Source organism: Streptomyces halobius, from assembly GCF_023277745.1.
GTDB classification, from domain to species: Bacteria; Actinomycetota; Actinomycetes; order Streptomycetales; family Streptomycetaceae; genus Streptomyces; species Streptomyces halobius.
This window is the reverse complement of sequence record NZ_CP086322.1, coordinates 4,941,870-4,960,160: the sequence shown is the minus strand read 5'-3', so window position 1 is coordinate 4,960,160 and position 18,291 is coordinate 4,941,870. Positions and strand designations below refer to the sequence as shown.

At 67.6% G+C, this 18,291-nt stretch carries 13 protein-coding genes; 2 read left to right on the top strand and 11 right to left on the bottom strand.

The annotated features are described in order from the left end of the window. Nucleotides 1–10 precede the first annotated feature (10 nt). The 7 genes from trxA to K9S39_RS22475 form a co-directional block, all read right to left on the bottom strand. On the bottom strand, nt 11–337 hold the full coding sequence (gene trxA, locus K9S39_RS22505) for a thioredoxin (RefSeq protein ID WP_248865150.1): 327 nt from the start codon (nt 335–337) through the stop codon (nt 11–13). 50 nt (nt 338–387) lie between these two features. After that, entirely contained in the window at nt 388–1,362 is a 975-nt protein-coding gene (trxB, locus tag K9S39_RS22500) for a thioredoxin-disulfide reductase (RefSeq protein ID WP_248865149.1), read from the bottom strand. A gap of 119 nt (nt 1,363–1,481) precedes the next feature. Beyond that, entirely contained in the window at nt 1,482–2,405 is a 924-nt protein-coding gene (locus tag K9S39_RS22495) for an anti-sigma factor family protein (protein WP_248865148.1), read from the bottom strand. Further along, on the bottom strand, nt 2,402–3,100 hold the full coding sequence (sigM, locus tag K9S39_RS22490) for an RNA polymerase sigma factor SigM (RefSeq protein ID WP_248865147.1): 699 nt from the start codon (nt 3,098–3,100) through the stop codon (nt 2,402–2,404). The genes K9S39_RS22495 and sigM overlap by 4 nt, the downstream gene beginning before the upstream one ends. A gap of 204 nt (nt 3,101–3,304) precedes the next feature. Next, the gene (locus K9S39_RS22485) at nt 3,305–5,020 is read right to left on the bottom strand and encodes a protein kinase family protein (protein ID WP_248865146.1); all 1,716 of its coding nucleotides are present in this window, start codon (nt 5,018–5,020) and stop codon (nt 3,305–3,307) included. Between the two features lie 107 nt (nt 5,021–5,127). After that, nucleotides 5,128–7,308 carry a murein biosynthesis integral membrane protein MurJ gene (gene murJ / locus K9S39_RS22480; RefSeq protein ID WP_248865145.1) on the bottom strand — a complete coding sequence of 727 codons (2,181 nt, stop codon included), beginning with the start codon at nt 7,306–7,308 and terminating at the stop codon, nt 5,128–5,130. Between the two features lie 46 nt (nt 7,309–7,354). Then, on the bottom strand, nt 7,355–9,610 hold the full coding sequence (locus K9S39_RS22475) for a DUF6049 family protein (RefSeq protein WP_248865144.1): 2,256 nt from the start codon (nt 9,608–9,610) through the stop codon (nt 7,355–7,357). A 240-nt stretch (nt 9,611–9,850) separates the two neighbouring features. Here K9S39_RS22475 and K9S39_RS22470 point away from each other — a divergent pair, with 240 nt between their 5' ends. Further along, nucleotides 9,851–11,326: a CCA tRNA nucleotidyltransferase gene (locus K9S39_RS22470; protein ID WP_248865143.1), complete on the top strand. Its 1,476-nt coding sequence runs from the start codon at nt 9,851–9,853 to the stop codon at nt 11,324–11,326. A gap of 102 nt (nt 11,327–11,428) precedes the next feature. Here the strand turns inward: K9S39_RS22470 and K9S39_RS22465 are convergent, their stop codons facing one another. The 4 genes from K9S39_RS22465 to K9S39_RS22450 form a co-directional block, all read right to left on the bottom strand. Next, complete coding sequence (locus K9S39_RS22465) at nt 11,429–11,749, bottom strand: LppU/SCO3897 family protein (protein WP_248865142.1); 321 nt, start codon at nt 11,747–11,749, stop codon at nt 11,429–11,431. Between the two features lie 360 nt (nt 11,750–12,109). Continuing rightward, on the bottom strand, nt 12,110–13,369 hold the full coding sequence (locus K9S39_RS22460) for an MFS transporter (protein ID WP_248865141.1): 1,260 nt from the start codon (nt 13,367–13,369) through the stop codon (nt 12,110–12,112). Between the two features lie 76 nt (nt 13,370–13,445). Next, complete coding sequence (locus K9S39_RS22455) at nt 13,446–14,528, bottom strand: inositol-3-phosphate synthase (protein WP_248865140.1); 1,083 nt, start codon at nt 14,526–14,528, stop codon at nt 13,446–13,448. Between the two features lie 46 nt (nt 14,529–14,574). After that, complete coding sequence (locus K9S39_RS22450; protein WP_248865139.1) at nt 14,575–15,255, bottom strand: PadR family transcriptional regulator; 681 nt, start codon at nt 15,253–15,255, stop codon at nt 14,575–14,577. A 360-nt stretch (nt 15,256–15,615) separates the two neighbouring features. Between K9S39_RS22450 and K9S39_RS22445 the strand changes: the two genes are divergently transcribed. After that, nucleotides 15,616–18,243 carry a transglycosylase domain-containing protein gene (locus K9S39_RS22445; RefSeq protein WP_248865138.1) on the top strand — a complete coding sequence of 876 codons (2,628 nt, stop codon included), beginning with the start codon at nt 15,616–15,618 and terminating at the stop codon, nt 18,241–18,243. Nucleotides 18,244–18,291: the final 48 nt, after the last annotated feature.

Below are 18,291 nucleotides of genomic sequence, written 5' to 3'. Positions count from 1 at the left end.
ACGGCGTGACTCAGGCGAGGAAGTCCGCCAGGTCGCGCTCGATCGCGGCCTTCGGCTTGGCGCCGACGATGGTCTTCACGACCTCGCCGCCCTTGTAGACGTTCATCGTCGGGATCGACATCACGCCGTACTTGGCGGTGGTCGCCGGGTTTTCGTCGGTGTTCAGCTTGGCGATGACGATCTCGTCGTGGTCGGCGGCAATCGCCTCCAGCGCCGGGGCGATCTGACGGCACGGGCCGCACCAGGTCGCCCAGAAGTCCACGAGGACGGGCTTGTCGTTCTTGAGGACGACCTCCTCGAAATTGTCGTCCGTCACGGTCACCGTGGCGCCGGCCATGGCAATCTCCTTACTGGGTGGGTGGTGGGAAGGCTGTGGGGGTACGAGGGTCAGGCGGAAGGGGTCTTCTCCGGCTCGGCGACGGCCTCGCCGTCCGCCAGCGCCGCGAGGAACCGCTCGGCGTCGAGGGCGGCGGAGCAGCCGGTGCCGGCCGCGGTGATCGCCTGGCGGTAGGTGTGGTCGACGACGTCTCCGGCGGCGAAGACGCCCGCCAGGTTTGTACGAGTGCTGGGTGCCTCGACCTGGAGGTAACCGTCGTCGTCCAGCTTCAGCTGGCCCTTGAACAGCTCGGTCCGCGGGTCGTGGCCGATCGCGATGAACAGGCCGGTCACCGGGAGCTCGGAGGTCTCGCCGGTCTTGATGTTGCGCAGCGTCAGACCGGAGAGCTTGCTTTCGCCGTGGATCTCGGCGACCTCGCTGTCCCAAATGAAGTTGATCTTCGGGTCGGCGAACGCGCGCTCCTGCATCGCCTTGCTCGCCCGCAGAGCGCCGCGGCGGTGGATCACCGTGACCGACTTGGCGAAGCGCGAGAGGAAGGTGGCCTCCTCCATCGCGGTGTCGCCACCGCCGACGACGGCGATGTCCTGGTCCTTGAAGAAGAACCCGTCACAGGTGGCGCACCAGGAGACGCCACGGCCGGACAGCTCGTCCTCGCGGGGCAGGCCGAGCTTGCGGTGCTGAGAGCCCGTGCTGACGATCACGGTCTTCGCACGGTGCACCGTGCCCGCGCTGTCGGTGACGGTCTTGATCTCTTCGGAGAGGTCGACCGAGGCGACGTCGTCCGGCACCAGCTCGGCACCGAAGCGCTCGGCCTGGGCGCGCATATTGTCCATCAGATCCGGGCCCATGATGCCGTCACGGAAGCCGGGAAAGTTCTCCACGTCGGTGGTGTTCATCAGCGCACCGCCGGCGGTGACGGCACCTTCGAAGACCAGCGGCTTCAGGGACGCGCGGGCGGTGTAGAGCGCTGCGGTATAACCCGCGGGCCCGGAGCCGATGATGATCACGTTGCGGACGTCGCTCACGGGTGTCTTCCTCGTCTCTGCCGACTGCTTGCTGGGGCTCTCTCTGGGAACTCTCACCCCACCCAACGGATCCTACGGGTCGAGCATTCCCGGAGTGTCACAGCGCACATTTCCGTCGCTCAGTCTCGCTGGTAGGAGTCGGACAGCAGGACCTGTCCGGGGACCGGCGGAGAGGCGGAGACACAAGAGGAGGCTACGACGTACGCGGAGACCCGCGAAGGGTCGGATGGGTACGGCAGTACGACGAGGTAGGCGTCCTTGCCCTCGAAGGTGCTGTGGCTGGCCGCGAGCGGAGTCTCCGTACGCCCGATGCCCTGGCGTACACAGAACGGGACGGTGTCGGCCGCGCCGCGCATCGGGGTCTGCGGGGAGCTGCGTGTGCCGATCTCCGGGGATTTCTGCGATCCCTTGGACGCGAGCAGCTCATGGACGTGCGCGCCGAGGGTTGCACGGGTCAGGCCGCCCGCACTCTTTTCGGTGACCGTGGTGTTCCGGTCCGCGGTGCCAGCCTGACCGCCGTGGAAGGCGGCGTTCTGGATGAGAAGCCCCCCGACGCTGAGCACCGCGGCTGCCGCCGCAGTGCCGAGCAGAGTGCGGGGCCAGCGCCGTGCACGGGACGAGCGACCGCCCGGTGTCCGGCGGCCGGGGCCGGAGGCGCCGCGGGGATGGCCGCCCGGTCGACGGGGCTTGCCGCCGACAGTGGGCCATTCCGCGTCGGTTTCACGTGAAACCGACGCGGGGGCGGGGGCTGTTTCACGTGAAACCAGCGTCCCCGTGCTGGGAGTCGTGGCGTCGAGCAGCGCCTCGGCGGCCAGGGCGGCATCGATGCGTCCGGCGACATCGGCCGGCATACGCGTGGGGCCGGGCAGCGTGCCGAGCAGCCCCCGGATTTCCTCCAAGGACGCATAGACGTCTTCGCACAGCGCGCAGTTGGCGAGATGGTCTCGCAGCTCCGCCGTGCGGGACGGGGAGAGGAGTCCGTCCGTCAGATCAGAGATCTCGGAGACCTCCGGGTGCTCGCCTGTGCCGGTCGTCGACGTCACGCTCGCCCACCTCCGCCCTTCACGGCACCTGTGTCGTTCGGCCCTGCCGTCGGTGGGACGGATGTCCCCTGCGCCCGGTTCCTTCCCCCGCTCGCGGGTCCGCTACCCCCGTCATCCGTACGCAGATGGGTGACCAGCGGGAGCAGCCGCGCACGGCCTCGTGCGCAGCGGCTTTTCACCGTGCCGGTCGGGACATCGAGGATCGCGGCGGCCTCGGCGACCGGGTAGCCCTGCATATCGACAAGCACCAGAGCGGCGCGCTGTTCCTCGGGGAGTGTGCGCAGCGCATGGAGCAGTTCACGGTGCAGATCCTGGCGCTCGGCCGGAGCGTCGGCGGATTCCTGCGGTTCGAGGAGCTGTTCCAGCCGCTCGGTCTCGGCGACCGGCGAGGTGCGCCGTGCGGCGGCTTTACGGGCCCGGTCCAGACAGGCGTTCACCGTGATGCGGTGCAGCCAGGTCGTCACGGCGGAGTGTCCGCGGAAGGTGTGGGCAGCGCGGTAGGCGGAGACCAGCGCGTCCTGCACGGCGTCGGCGGCTTCCTCTCGGTCACCGAGAGTGCGCAAGGCCACCGCCCAGAGCCGGTCGCGATGGCGCCGGACGATCTCCCCGAAGGCATCGGGGTCACCGGCGACATGGCGCGCAAGAAGGTCGCTGTCGCTCGGTGGCGTGGATGCCTTGTTGCTGTCTGTGGACACAAGCCCCCCGGGGTGACCCCTCTTCGACGGACACCATTGAAGCCCGTCCCGCCACGAAAGTAAATGTGAACGGGATATACGGTCGATTGTCCGCGCGAAGTATTCGGGCGCCGTCTGCGGGATGAATGGATATGAGGCTCCTGGTCGAATCATCGACCAGGAGCCTCATCTATTTGGGACAGCGGCTGAGGTTATTTTCGCGGGTCAGCCTGTGAACCTGATATCTGTGATGGCCTGCTTGTGGCCGGCGCCGCTGTGGTCGTCCACGGGGTTGGACGGCATCGCCGTGATCCAGACCAGGACATACTGCGTTTCCGCCGGTTCCTTCAGCTTGACCTTCAGACCTGTGCCCGATGTCTTGGCCGTGCCGAGCTTCTTCATGGAGCTCAGGGGAGTCGAGGTCGACGAGGAGTCCACCGAGTAGAGCGTCACGGTGGTGTAGGAGCCGCTGTAGGACAGCCCCAGCGATGCTCCGCTCACCTTCTGCTGGGAGCCGAGATCGTAGATGATTCCCACACCCTGCTTGTAAGGTGCGAGTTCCGGCCCGTCGATGTAACTCTTCGACTGCCAAAAAGTGGAACTGTCGCCGTCATAGGTGCGGCTGACATCCTGCGGATGCTGGGCTTTCCCGTCCGGGTAATACTCCGTCGCGTTATGGATTTTCAGCGGACGGCTGGCGCGGTTCGCCTCTCCGCCGCTGGGCCGGGAGGAATGCGAAGAATCAGAACGGTCCTCGCCCTGAAGCAGGGTGTCCGCCAGCTGCCAGCTGCCCAGCCCCAGCGCCGCGATGAGCAGCGCGGAGACGGACCACTTCAGCGCCCTGCCGGTGCGGCTCTGCAGCGGGGGCGGCGGGGCCGGGACGGACTGTGCCGGCCTGCCGGCCTGACCATTGTGGGCCTGTGACTGCCGGTAGGTGCCCTGCTGATAGCCGGTGCGCTGATACGGCGGCGGCGTGGTGAAGGCCGTCTCCGGTGGCCGGATGCGGGGCATCGCCGCGACGGCCTTGGCCAGCTCTTCAGGGGTGGTGCACGGCTGTTCCTGACGGGAGGCCGTGGCGCCGTCGTTGACCAGCGCGCGCATCGCGAGCTCGGACAGTCGGCGGTGGACCCCGGCGCGTACCTGGTCGGGGGCGATCAGCCCGACGCCCTTCGGCAGCCCGGCGAGACCGTATGCGTCGCTCTCGTAGGGCCAGCGCTGGGTCAGGGCGGCGTACAGCAGCGCGCCGATCGCCTCGGTGTCGGTGCGCTGGGGATGATCGCAGCTGATGCCACGTAGCGCCGCCATGACGGCCAGACCGCGGATGCGGTACTGCCCGGACTCGGTACGCAGCACCGAGCCGGGATTGATCCGCAGATGTGCCAGGCCCTCACGGTGTGCGGCGGCCATGGCCTGGGAGACCTGGCTGACGAGCTGGTAGGCGTCGTGCGGTTCGAGCGGGCCGTTCGCGAGCACGGTGGAGAGCTCTGTGGCGTCCGGCAGCCATTCGTGGACCACGTAGACGAGGTCGTTCTCCTCGACCGCGTCGAGGACCTGGACGAACCGGGGGTCACCGAGAAGCGCCGAGGAGCGGGCGGCGGACAGCACGGGGCGGGCCCGCGGATGGTCGGCCGGCAGGATGTGCACGCCCACGGCCCGACGCAGTTTCTCGTCGACCGCACGCCAACTGCTGAAGCCGTCCAGTCGGGTGACGCACTCCTCAAGGCGGTAGCGTCTGGCGAGTTTGTGGCCACTGTGCAGTTCGGGTGGCTGGGAGTCGGTCGCCTCGGCACGCTTCTCGTCGGCGCGTGCGGTGTCCTTTTCCCTGCCGGATACCTTCTCGGCCTCCGCACCGTCGTTCGTGGCCTTACCCGCCTTGGCGGTCAGCGGTTCCTCACCGCTCGTGTCGGCCACGTCGACGGCAGCCGTGCTCCGTTCCGCCACCGTCGTTCCTGCCTCCCCATCCGTTGCAGGCTCAATGAGCCAAGACAATTGTGCCCACAGTCCGCCACTATGCACGACACACGGTGGCGGTCGATGGTTGTGCTCGGTCAGCGCCCCAGCTTCGCGCGGACCATGCCCACCAGGGCGTTGAGCTCTTCGATCCGCATCTTTTGCGCCGCGGCGTAGAACACCGCCAGTAGTGCCGCACCGCCGCCGACGAGAGCGGCGAGCGAACCGACAACCCCGGTGCCGAGCCACTGCATGATGCCGTACACCACGGCCCCGGAGACGAGGGTGGCCGGGACGCTGGCGCCGGCCAGTCGCGCGTACGTGCGGACGACGTGCGCGGTGTCCAGGTCTTCCCCCATCCGCCTGCCCAGTCGGCGCCAGGCCACGCCTACGCCGATGATGTAGGCCAGTCCGTAGGAGGCCGCCATGCCGACCACGGCCCAGCGGGCGGGCAGGATCAGGAAGCACAGGGCCGATGCGACGGCGTTGACGGCGGCGACGATCACCGTGTTGTAGAAGGGGGTGCGGGTGTCCTCGTACGCGTAGAAGGCGCGCAGGACGACGTACTGCACCGAGAACGGGATCAGGCCGACGCCGAAGCCCATCAGCATGTAGCCCATCGGGACGCCGGCGCCGGACGAGCCGTAGACCAGCGTGCAGAGCGGGATGCCGAGTGAGAGGAAGCCGAACGAGATCGGGACGATGGCCACGGCGGAGGTGCGCAGGCCCTGTGACATGTCGTCCCGGACGGCTCCCGTGTCGCCGTCGTGGGCGGACCGCGACAGCCGCGGCAGCAGCGCCGCCATCACGGAGACGGTGATGATCGCCTGCGGCATGTTCCAGATCAGCTGCGCGCTGGCGTACGAGATGAAGCCGGTACCCGGGTAGCCCTGCTTGTTGGCGGCGTTGCCGGCCCAGGTGGACAGCTGTGTGACGACGAGGACGCCCGCCTGGTTGGCGAGAACGAACAGCACCGTCCACTTGGCGAGCTTCGCGGCCTTGCCGAGGCCGTGGCCGCGCCAGTCGAAGCGCAGGCGGAGCTTGAAGTCGGCGTCGCGCAGGTAGGGGATCATCGCCAGCGCCTGTACGACGAGACCCAGGAGCGTGCCGACCCCCAGCAGCCGGATGCCTTCGGCGGGGATGGTGGTGACGCCGATCTCGGAGGTCTTCGCCGTGCCGTAGACCCAGATGAACAGGCCGAACGTGGCGATCATGACGATGTTGTTGAGGACCGGGGTCCACATCATCGCGCCGAAGCGGCCACGGGCATTGAGGATCTGCCCCATCACGACGTGCAGGCCCATGAAGAAGATCGTGGGCACGCAGTACCGGGTGAAGGCGACGGCGACCTCGTTGGCCGCCGGATCACGGGAGATGTCGAACGAGACCAGCTTCACCAGAAGCGGCGCCGCGAACACCGCAAGGACGGTCAGGGCGCCGAGGATCACGACGACCAGCGTGAGCAGCCGGTTGGCGTATGCCTCGCCGCCGTCGTCGTCCTCCTTCATCGCCCGCACGAGCTGCGGGACGAAGACGGAGTTCAGACCGCCGCCGATGGTCAGGATGAAGATCATGGTCGGCAGCTGGTAGGCGACCTGCCAGGAGTCACCGAGGACCGCACCGCCCAGCGCGGCGACGATCAGAGCCGAGCGGATGAAGCCCGTGAGGCGCGACACCATGGTGCCCGCGGCCATCAGCGCGCTGGACTTGAGAAGGCCGGAGGCACGGCCGCCGGAGGGTTTGCCGGCGGCCGCCACGGGGGCGGGCTCCGGAGCCGGTGCGGGCTGCTGCGGTGTGGCCTCGGGACCCGGCGGCGGCGGGGTGGGGCGCTGGGGTTCGTATGGCTGCTGATCCCGGAAGAGATGCGCGAAGGCATCGGTCTCCGGACGCTGGTCGGCGGCCTGGGCCGTCAGCTCGTCGCCGCGCGCGAACTGCGTCGTCGCGGCGGTGGCACCGTACGGAAAGTCGCGTGAAGGGGCCTGCGGCTCGGGCGGGGGAGGCGAGGCCCACGACTGTGGATTGGGGGCGTGCGCCGAAGGAGGCTGCTGATGGAGCGGATGCGGGGCCTGCCCTGGTGGCGGCGGGGGCACGGCGCGGTCGTAGAGCGCCTCGGTGACCGGTTCCTCGGGCGCCGGATCCTGAGCGTGGTGCGGGTCGCTCCGGTAGGCGTCCTGGACGAATGGGTCCTGGGCCGTGGGCACTGGGGGCGGCGGAGGGACCGGCCCCGTGGGGTCGCTGTTGGCGCCCCGGCCGCGGTCACCGTCGTACGGCGCATTCATCGCTGCCCCACCTCATCCGTAGCCGGCCGTCCGGCTCCGCCAAATATCAACGGTCCACTTTCTCACCTGAGCCGGACGGGCCGGAGTTTTCCGAACCGGTGTCCGGCGTGGGGTCACTCGGCTGCTCGGGCTCGTCGCCGTCCGTGCCGCCGGTGTCGTCCTTCGTGCCGTCCTCGTCGGCAAGATCGTCGTCGCCCCCGGACTCGTCTTCGGCGCGTTGCGCGGCAGTCCGCTTGCGCTGGAGGTAGATCCGGACACCGGCGAGGACGAGCAGCAGCACGCCGCCCGCGATGACGAGCATCACCGTCGCGGTGATCTCGGTGACGTTCACCTGGAACGTCATGGGGCCCCCGTAGGGCTTGCCGTCCGCGGTGTAGAGCTGGGCCGTCACCGATGCGCGGCCGTTGGCGTTCGCCGTGGTGTTGAACTTGAACGACTGGCTGTGCCCGCCGTCCACCTTGATCCGCTGGGGCTCTCCCACGTCCAGACGGTTGGGCTGGGAGGAGGTCAGCTCCAGCATCATGCCCTCGACGCCTTGGACGAGGTTGTTCTGCACCGTGATCGGAATCGTCGCGCTGCGTCCGGAGAGCGTCGCGTCCGACTTCTTGATCAGATGCACCTTCCTGGTCAGGCCGTTGAGGTAGCTCCGCACTGAGTTGCGGTACGCGGTGGCATCCAGGGCGTCGCCCCGCCACTGCGTCGACATCTCGCGCATCATGGCGTTCCCGAACGGGGTCACCACCCGCTCCGGCTGGGCCAGGATCACCTGGAAATCGTTCAGTGCGGCCTGGGTGTCCTTGATCTGCCGGAAGCTGTCGGTCGGAAGTTCCTGCCTGCGCAGCGAGCCCGGGTAGGCGGCGCTGCTCGGCACCTGCCGGGTGGCTGCACGGTCGGGCTCGGCCTTCGCCGCGCCGCTGAGGTTCAGCGGCTGTGTCCAGCGCCCTGATTCCAGCGCTCGCAGGGCCGCGGCCATCGCCCGGGCCTGACTGGCCGAGGGCATCCGCTGCGGTGCGACGACGATGCTGCGCTGCCGGTCCGGGGCCTGGAGATTGATCATCTGGGTCTGCGCGAGGAACTCCTGAACCGCCTCGGTGGCGTTCCCCGGCTTCGACATATCGCCCTCGAACGCCCGGGAGAGCCCACGGTCCGCGACGATGGCGGTGTTGCCGCCACCGATGGGCCGGGCCGCCGTCGGGGTGTAAGGGAGTCCACCGGTCTCCCGGAGGCTGTCGCTGCGGGCGATGACGTTGTGCGCACCCGCCGAGGTGGCGACGTCGACGATCGAGCTGTCGACGGCTCCCTCGGCGGGCCAGGCGAAGTCCGTGCGCGGCTTGACGCCCAGGACCGTGTCCACGGTCAGGGCGGAGAGCTCGGTGGCCGGGCCGAGGTGGCTGAGCGCGCTGGGGACGCTCCGGCCGTGGTGCGCGAGCGATGCCAGGTCGGGGTCGGCGAACGGCAGCGCGATGACCTCGTGCGTCTTCACCGCCTCTTCGAGTTCGTGCAGCCACTGCTTGGCCACCGCCTGGTTCTTGCCCGTGGGGCCGTCCGACCCCTTGACCGTGTACGCCTTGGTCATCGCGTCGACGGTGGCGAGCAGGTCGGGGTCGATGACGAAGGTCACCGGAAGGTCCTTGCCGAGCGCGACCATCTGCTGCAGGCGGCCGCCGGGCGCGATCTCCGCTGCGAGATCGTCATCGCGGAAAACCGGCGTCTGCTGGGCGTCGGCGTCGGTCTCGGCGGTGAGATGGGTGGTGGAGATCAGCGGCCACAGGTATGTGAGCTGGGTCTCCTTGTCGGCATCGGCCTCCTGCCAGGGCAGGAAGGTGCGTTCGATTCCGAGTACCTGCTCGTAGGGCGCGGCCTGGGTGTGTCCGGACAGGGAGATCCCGAGCGGGTACACACCGTCGTTGCCGAGGTCGAGGTCCTTGACCGGCACGCTGAGGGTGAAGGGGCGGCTGGCGCCGGGCTCCAGCTTGCCGATCTCGGCTGTGTGATCCTCGATCTCCTTGCCGTCCAGGCTCGCCAGGTAGCCGGTGCGCTTGGACACCGCCTCAATGGCGCTGCGGCCGCCGAGCGCGGAGCCACGGTTCATTCCGACATGCGCGCCGGTGATGGTGGCGCTGCCGTCGTTGGTCAGTGTGCCGGAGACGGTGACCTTGTCGCCCTTCGACGGGGCGGACGGAGACATCTTCTCGATGGTGACGTCGACCGTGCGGGAGCCGGTCGGAGCCGCCTGTGCGGAGGGGGCGTGCGGGAGCTGTAGGAGCCCTACGAGCAGGGGCGCTCCGGTGACCAGCGCCACGGTCCTTCGCAGCCATCGGCCGCGCGGCCGTTCAGTGCTCTGGAACCCTGCCGCCTCGGCCACGCGCTCGCCCGTCCCTCGTCGTCGTCAGTGGTCGTCGGATTGTGCGTCCACGAATGGTAACGAGGCCCGCAGCGGCGTGGTGCCGGGGACTGCTCCACGTGATCGCGGACTATGGCCGGACCCCGTCCCCTCTTAACGTGACGCTTCGCGCGGCATGGCCACGTACTCTGTTCTGTTGTGCCGAACGCCAACAATGACATCGCCGCCCCGCAGCCCGAACGGACTCCGCAGTCCACGAACGCGCTGAATCACGTACAGCGCCGTGCCGTGAGCGAGCTGTTGCGGGTGTCCCCCGTCGCGGACGACCTGGCCCGCCGATTCCAGGCGGCCGGGTTCACGCTCGCCCTGGTCGGCGGCTCGGTCAGGGACGCGTTGCTCGGCAGGCTCGGCAATGACCTCGACTTCACCACCGATGCCCGTCCTGAGGACGTCCTGAAGATCGTCCGGCCGTGGGCGGACGCGGTATGGGAGGTCGGCATCGCCTTCGGCACGGTGGGCTGCAAGAAGAGCTCGTTCGACATCGAAGTCACGACCTACCGTTCCGAGGCGTACGACCGCACCTCGCGCAAGCCGGAGGTGTCCTACGGTGACACCATCGAGGAGGACCTGGTGCGCCGGGACTTCACGGTGAACGCCATGGCGGTGCTCCTGCCGCAGAAGGAGTTCGTCGACCCGCACGGCGGCCTGGAGGATCTGGCCTCCCGCGTACTGCGGACCCCGGGGAGGCCGGAGGAGTCGTTCTCCGATGATCCGCTGCGGATGATGCGCGCGGCCCGCTTCGCCGCTCAGCTGGACTTCGAGGTCGCCCCCGAGGTCATCGCCGCGATGAAGTCGATGTCGGAGCGCATTGAGATCGTCTCCGCGGAGCGGGTGCGGGACGAGCTGAACAAGCTGATCCTGGCGCCGAACCCGCGCAAGGGACTGCGGCTGCTCGTCCAGTCGGGGCTGGCCGACCGAGTACTGCCGGAGCTGCCGGCGCTGCGGCTGGAACGTGACGAGCATCACCGTCACAAGGACGTCTACGAACACTCGCTGACCGTCCTGGAGCAGGCGATCGACCTCGAAGAGGACGGTCCCGATCTGGTGCTGCGGCTGGCGGCCCTCCTGCATGACATCGGAAAGCCCAAGACGCGGCGTTTCGAGATGGATGGCCGGGTCTCCTTCCACCACCACGAAGTGGTGGGAGCAAAGATGGCCAAGAAGCGGATGACCGCGCTGAAGTACTCCAACGACATGATCAAGGACGTCGCGCTGCTGGTGGAGCTGCATCTGCGCTTCCACGGCTACGGGTCCGGGGAGTGGACGGACTCGGCGGTCCGCCGGTACGTCCGGGATGCCGGCGCGCAGCTGGAGCGGCTGCACAAGCTGACACGCTCGGACTGCACCACCCGCAACAAGCGCAAGGCCGCTGCCCTGTCGCGGGCCTATGACGGGCTTGAAGAGCGCATCGCGCGGCTGAAGGAGCAGGAAGAGCTGGATGCGACCCGTCCGGACCTGGACGGCAACGACATCATGCGGATTCTTGGCATCGGCCCGGGGCCCCAGGTCGGGAAGGCCTACAAGCAGATGCTGGAGCTGCGACTGGAGCACGGTCCGATGGACCGGGAGGCGGCGGTTGCCGCCCTCAAGGAGTGGTGGGCGCAGCAGAGCTGATGTTTCACGTGAATGCGGCAGACGGTGAACCGTCATGTTTCACGTGAAACGAGGGGCGGTGTTTCACGTGAAACACCGCCCCTTTCGGTTGTGCGTGCTCGCTCAGGCTTCCTTGGTGCAGAGCAGGAAGTCGGGGCCCTTGCCGGTCTCGGCATAGAACCCGGTGGCGTCGGGTACCTTGCGGCACTCGGTTTCGGCGGTGGTCTGGGTGTAGAAGCCGTCGATCTTCTTGACGACCTTGGACACCGCGTCAGGGGAGGAGCAGTCCACGACCTCCATGCGGTCCGTGGACGACGATGCCGCCTTCAGGCAGTCACCCACCGCCGCCGTGTCGGCATCGTCCTGGCTCGCTATGAAACCGACTAGCGCCATCACGGCGACCAGTACGACAATGCCGATGTTCTTGATGGTCTTGAAGGACACCCCCGACTTCCGAGTCGGCGGAGGGACCGGCGCTCCCGGGTAGCCGTCGGGCTGCCCGTACGGTCCCGCGGGCGGCGCACCGTACGGGGCACCCGCCTGGCCCTGCGGCTGTCCGTAGGGGCCGGGGCCCTGGGACGGACGGGTGGGCCGTACGGAGCGTTGGGGGCTTGGTGTTGAGGGCTCTGGCCGAACGGCTACTGACCGTAGGGCGCCTGACCGTACGGACTCTGGCCTTGAGGCGGCGTCGTCATGGAACTCCCCCGATTTTGATGTGTACAGGCTCGTGTAGGACGCCCGTAAGGTATCGGGTCCGGTCGCCTCGCCAGGGGCGGGGTGTCCCATCAGCGGGGAGCGTGACGCCTAACGCCGCCCAAAGCGGACCAACCCCACAACGACCGTCGCATAGACGGCGGCCACGACGATTATCAGAACGGCCGACTTCCCATCCGGCGGCAGCATGAGGGCGGCGACCGCTGCCGCACTGACGAAGGCGACATTGAACAGCACGTCGTAGATGGCGAAGATCCGGCCGCGGAAGGCGTCGTCGACCGATCTCTGAACCACGGTGTCCGTGGAAATCTTGGTGCCTTGCGTGCTGATGCCGAGCACAAACGCGGCCACCAGCATCGGCACAGGAGCGAAGAGCAGACCGAGTGCGGGCACCAGCACCGCGCCCAGGGCGGCGCAGCAGGCGATCCACCCGAAGGCGGTGAGCCGTTCGACCGCCCACGGCGTGAGGAGAGCGGCCGCGAAGAAGCCCGCTCCCGACACCATGACGGTGATGCCGAGCAGGGCCAGGCCCTCGGACACGTTGTCGGTCCAGGCGTACCGGGACAGCATCAGCACCATGACCGTCACGGCTCCATAGCAGAAGCGGACTATCGTCATCGCGGTCAGCGCGCGGGCGGCGGTGCGCCGCTCCGCGAGATGGCGAAAGCCGTGGGCGAGCCCCCGCACGGTACTCACCAGGGCTTCCCACAGGTGTGGTTGGAGCCGCGAGGGATCGGGCCCGAGGAGCCCGGGTGCCATGCGCAGGGCGGTGAGGGCGGAACAGAGATAGAGGGCCGCCCCGAGAAGGACGGCCACCGGATCCACGTCCGGACCGGTGAGGCGGACGGCGAAGGCGAGCCCGCCGCCGGCGGTCGCGGCGAGCGTTCCGGCAGTGGGGGCAATGGAGTTGGCCATGACGAGCTGCTGTCCAGCGCCGACCACCCGGGGGAGCGCGGCCGACATCCCGGCCAGGACGAAGCGGTTCACGGCGGTCACGGAGAGGGCCGAGGCGTAGAACAGCCAGTCGGGGACCCTGGCCACCATCAGAGCCGCGGTCACGGCGGCCAGCAGGGTCCGCAGCAGGTTCCCGTACAGGATGACCTGGCGGCGTCGCCAGCGGTCGAGCAGCACTCCGGTGAAGGGCCCGACGAGTGAGTACGGAAGCAGCAGGACGGCCATGGCGGAGGCGATGGCCGCGGCCGAGGTCTGTTTCTCGGGTGAGAAGACGACGTAGGTGGCGAGCGCGACCTGGTAGACGCCGTCGGCGGCTTGGGAGAGGAGCCGTGTGGCCAGGAGAGATCGGAAGTCCCGTAGCTGGAGTAATACGCGGAGATCGCGCACAGCAGGCATGAGGCATAGCCTCACACAGCCCGCAGGCCCCCGGGGGGAAATGACCGGGGGCCTGCGGGAAGGTTCGGCGGGCGTCTCAGTGCTCGGCGTCGCCCTTGATGAACTTCTCGACGTTCTCACGTGCCTCGTCGTCGAAGTACTGCACCGGCGGCGACTTCATGAAGTACGACGACGCGGAGAGGATCGGACCGCCGACGCCCCGGTCCTTGGCGATCTTCGCGGCCCGCAGGGCATCGATGATGACGCCCGCGGAGTTCGGGGAGTCCCAGACCTCAAGCTTGTACTCAAGGTTCAGCGGGACATCACCGAAGGCGCGGCCCTCGAGGCGGACATAGGCCCACTTGCGGTCGTCCAGCCAGGCCACGAAGTCCGACGGGCCGATGTGGACGTTGTCCTCGCCCAGCTCACGGTCCTTGATCTGGGAGGTGACGGCCTGCGTCTTGGAGATCTTCTTGGACTCCAGGCGCTCACGCTCCAGCATGTTCTTGAAGTCCATGTTGCCGCCGACGTTCAGCTGCATCGTGCGGTCCAGGATGACGCCCCGGTCCTCGAAGAGCTTGGCCATCACACGGTGCGTGATCGTGGCGCCGACCTGGGACTTGATGTCGTCACCGACGATCGGGACCCCGGCCTCGGTGAACTTGTCCGACCACTCCTTGGTGCCGGCGATGAAGACCGGGAGGGCGTTGACGAACGCGACCTTGGCGTCGATGGCGCACTGGGCGTAGTACTTCGCGGCGTCCTCGGACCCGACAGGGAGGTAGCAGACCAGAACGTCGACCTGCTCGTCCTTGAGGACCTGGACGACGTCGACCGGCGCCTCGGCGGACTCCTCGATGGTCTGGCGGTAGTACTTGCCCAGGCCGTCGAGGGTGTGACCGCGCTGGACCTGCACACCGGTGTTCGGCACGTCGCAGATCTTGATGGTGTTGTTCTCGCTGGCGCCGATGGCGTCCGCGAGGTCGAGGCCGACCTTCTTGGCGTCGACATCGAAGGCGGCCACGAACTCGATGTCACGGACGTGGTAGTCGCCGAACTGCACGTGCATGAGGCCGGGCACGCGGCTGTTCGGGTCTGCGTCCTTGTAGTACTCGACGCCCTGTACCAGCGAGGCGGCGCAGTTGCCCACGCCGACGATGGCTACGCGAACCGAACCCATTCCGGTTGCTCCCTGTGTTCTCGATGAGGCCCTGCGCAGCAGGCCCTCATGTGGTGGTGTCATCAGACGGATCCGGCCGGGAACCACCCCGGTGCCGGGGCAGGCCGCCCGTATCTCCTGACTGGTCCTTCTCGCCCTGCTCTGCGGGATCCGGTGCGCGTTGATCGCGCCCGGCGCGCTCACTCTCGATGAGCTCGTTCAACCAACGGACTTCGCGCTCCACGGATTCCATGCCGTGGCGCTGCAGTTCGAGGGTGTAGTCGTCCAGCCGCTCGCGGGTCCGGGCCAAAGAGGTGCGCATCTTCTCAAGGCGCTCCTCCAGCCGGCTGCGGCGGCCTTCCAGCACGCGCATCCGCACGTCCCGCGACGTCTGACCGAAGAAGGCGAAGCGGACGCCGAAGTGCTCGTCCTCCCACGCATCCGGTCCGGAGTGGGCGAGCAGCTCCTCGAAGTGCTCTTTGCCCGATGCGGTCAATCGGTAGACGATCTTCGCCCGGCGGCCTGTCAATGCCGCGGCGGGTGCGCCCTCCGGGGCACCGCCCGTCTCCTCGATGAGCCAGCCGTTGGCGACCAGCGACTTGAGGCAGGGGTAGAGGGTGCCATAGCTGAACGCACGGAAGACCCCGAGCGACGTATTGAGTCGTTTTCGCAGCTCATAGCCGTGCATGGGGGACTCTCGGAGCAGGCCGAGGACGGCGAACTCAAGGATGCCGGAACGTCTGCTCACCCTCCGCCTCCTTGGTCTCGTGCGTTCTTTATCCCGTGCTGATGTATCGACTCGATACATCCTGACGATAGAACGGTGACCTGGGTGGGGCAAGCGGGGGGACGGTGAACGGCGTCACATCACCGATTCGTGCGACGTAACCTGACTGATTTGGAGTGAATTTCAACACTGAGCAGGTTTTGGCCGTGCGTAGTCTGTGCGGCATGCAGAATGCCGGGAACCGTGGGCCGATACGTGGCGTCCCCGTCCTCGGTGTAGTGCGTCCCGCGTGTCAGGAGCGGGTCGTGCATCGGGGGACCTGAAGACAACTGCCGCCTTCAGGCGACGTGACAGCGCGCCTGCCCGAGGAGTATCCGTTCGATGAGCGAGCACCGTCGCAAACCGCCACAACCGCAGGGTGGCGGACGTGCAGCGGCACGACGCGCCGCGCAGCAGCAAACAGGACGCCGTGCTGCGAGGGGTTCCGCCGCCGGCCCTGTTCCCGGCTCCGAGCGGCCGTACGGAGGGCGGGCCGAGGCGCGCCGTGCCGCACAACGCGGCTCCCGTCGGCGAGCGCCCGAGGACGCGGCGATGGCCTCCGGCGGAGGCCGTGGTGGCCGACGTGGTGGCGGGCGCCGCACCGGCGGTGGCGGTCACGGCCCCGACGGAGGACGCGGTCGCGGCGGTGGGCAGCCTGCCAAGAAGCGGTTCATCGACTACCCGCGCGTCGGCCGTGTCGGATGGCGCCGGTTCGTGCCGTCCTGGAAACAGGTCACCGGTATGGCCATCACCTTCATGGGCCTGATCGTCGGAGCGGCCGGCGTGGCGCTGGCCGTGGTGACCGTTCCCGACCCGAGCGAGGCCGCCAGGCAGGAGAACAACGTCTACCTCTGGTCCAATGGCAAAGTCATGGTCCGGGACGGCAAGACGAACCGGCAGAACGTCAGCATCTCCGATATTCCGACCTCGATGCAGAATGCGGCGATGGCCGCGGAGAACGCGACGTTCAGGTCGGACTCGGGTGTGGACCCCGTGGGTATCGCGCGTGCGCTGTTCAACATGGCCAGGGGCGGTGAAACCCAGGGCGGATCGACCATCACTCAGCAGTACGTCAAGAACGCGATGCTGACCCAGGAGCAGACGCTCGAACGCAAGATCAAAGAGCTGTTCATCTCGATAAAGGTCGACTCGAAGATGAGCAAGAACGAGATCCTGCAGGGCTATCTGAACACCAGCTACTACGGCCGCGGGGCCTACGGGATCCAGGCAGCTGCCCAGGCGTACTACGGGAAGGACGCCTTCGATCTGAAGCCGGACGAGAGCGCCATGCTGGCGACCGTGCTCAAGGGTGCGGACCTGTACGACCCGGCCGGCGGTTCGGGGCCGCATTCGAGCAAGGCGGAGAACACCGCGCGCGCCAAGGCACGGTGGAAGTGGATCCTCGACCGGGAGCTCGAGGTGGGGTTCATGACGGAGAAGGAACGGGCCAAGTACCAGAAGTTCCCCATGCCCGACCCGCCGAAGCCGGTGGCCAGCAAGACCGGCCAGATCGGCTACCTGATGGACACCGCGAAGAAGTATGTGCTGAAGCACTCGTCGCTCAGTGAGAGGCAGTTCGACAAGGGCGGCTACACGATCCGGACGACCTTCGACAAGTCGAAGGTCGACAAGCTCAGCGATGCGGTGAAGAAGGTCGACAAGCGGTACATCGACCCGGAGGAGCGCGCGAAGGACAGATACGTCCAGTTCGGAGCGGCGTCCGTGGTCCCGGGAGATGGCAAGATCGTCGCCCTTTACGGCGGTGAGGGCTACAACAAGGGGCACTTCATGAACAACGCCGACACCTTCGGTGTGCCGGTCGGTTCGACGTGGAAGCCGTTTGTCCTCGCGGCGGCGATGGAGCACGGGACGGCCAAGAGCAATGGTCCGCTCTCACCGGAGAGCCGGTACAACGGCAACGACCATCTCAAGGTGAAGAACGCGCAGGGCAACTATGTCCTGAAGAAGGACAACTCGCCCTTCTACCAAGAGAACGAGAGTGATCACCGCTGGGGCTATATCTCCCTGACCAAGGCCATGGAGCAGTCCGTCAACACCCCGTTCGTTCAGCTCGGCATGGATGTCGGTATGAGCAAGGTGCGGGACATGGCGCACGCCGCGGGGATCTCGGAGGAGAGCTTCGACAAGCACCTCAACCCGTCCTTCGCGCTGGGCACCTCCACACCGAGTGCGATTCGCATGGCCGATGCCTATGCGACCTTCGCCAACCAGGGCGTGAAGCTTGAGCCCTATTCGGTGACCAAAGTGACGTTCCGTGGTGAAGAAGTGGAGGGCTTCGAGAAGCCCAAGCAGGAGACGGCGATGGACCGCGACATCGCCAATAAGGTGACCGAGATCCTGGAGAACGTCATCCAGAACGGCACGGCGCAGAAGGCGAAGCGGCTGGGTATCCCGGCGGCGGGCAAGACCGGTACCACCGACGAGAACAAGTCGGCCTGGTTCGTCGGCTACACCCCGAAGCTCTCGACGGCCGTCACGATGTTCCGTGAGGACCCGAAGAACCCGCGTCAGCTGTCCATGAACGGGGTGGGCGGCTTCGACTCGATCCACGGTGGTGCACTGCCGACCGAGGTCTGGACCGAGTACATGCTGCAGGCGAACGTCGGCGCGGAGCCGTTCCCCACCGCCAATTTCATCGGTAAGCGCGTCGACCAGGAAGGCATGCCGACCCCGAAGCCGACCCCCACGCCGACGCCGGATCCGTCCGAGACGCCGTCCGGGACACCGAGCGAGTCCGCACCGCCGACCGATATTCCGAGCGCCCCTCCGACCGAGACCTGCTCCCCCATGGACATCGACTGCCAGGACCCCGGCGGGCAGTCGAACGGTGGGGGCAATGGCACCGGGCAGGGCGGTACGACCGGAGGGGAGACCAGTCCGACCCCCGACCCGGAGCCTGGTGGTGACGACGGCGGAGGAGGCTTGTTCGGCGGTCCCTCCGGCTCCTGATGATCGCCGCATGTTTCACGTGAAACCGAGCGACTGTTTCACGTGAAA

Excerpts from the sequence above, each read along its gene's own strand:
- trxA (WP_248865150.1), bottom strand. The coding sequence starts at position 337 with ATGGCCGGCGCCACGGTGACCGTGACGGACGACAATTTCGAGGAGGTC.
- K9S39_RS22460 (WP_248865141.1), bottom strand. The coding sequence starts at position 13,369 with ATGCCTGCTGTGCGCGATCTCCGCGTATTACTCCAGCTACGGGACTTC.
- K9S39_RS22445 (WP_248865138.1), top strand. The coding sequence starts at position 15,616 with ATGAGCGAGCACCGTCGCAAACCGCCACAACCGCAGGGTGGCGGACGT.
- murJ (WP_248865145.1), bottom strand. The coding sequence starts at position 7,308 with ATGAATGCGCCGTACGACGGTGACCGCGGCCGGGGCGCCAACAGCGAC.
- K9S39_RS22455 (WP_248865140.1), bottom strand. The coding sequence starts at position 14,528 with ATGGGTTCGGTTCGCGTAGCCATCGTCGGCGTGGGCAACTGCGCCGCC.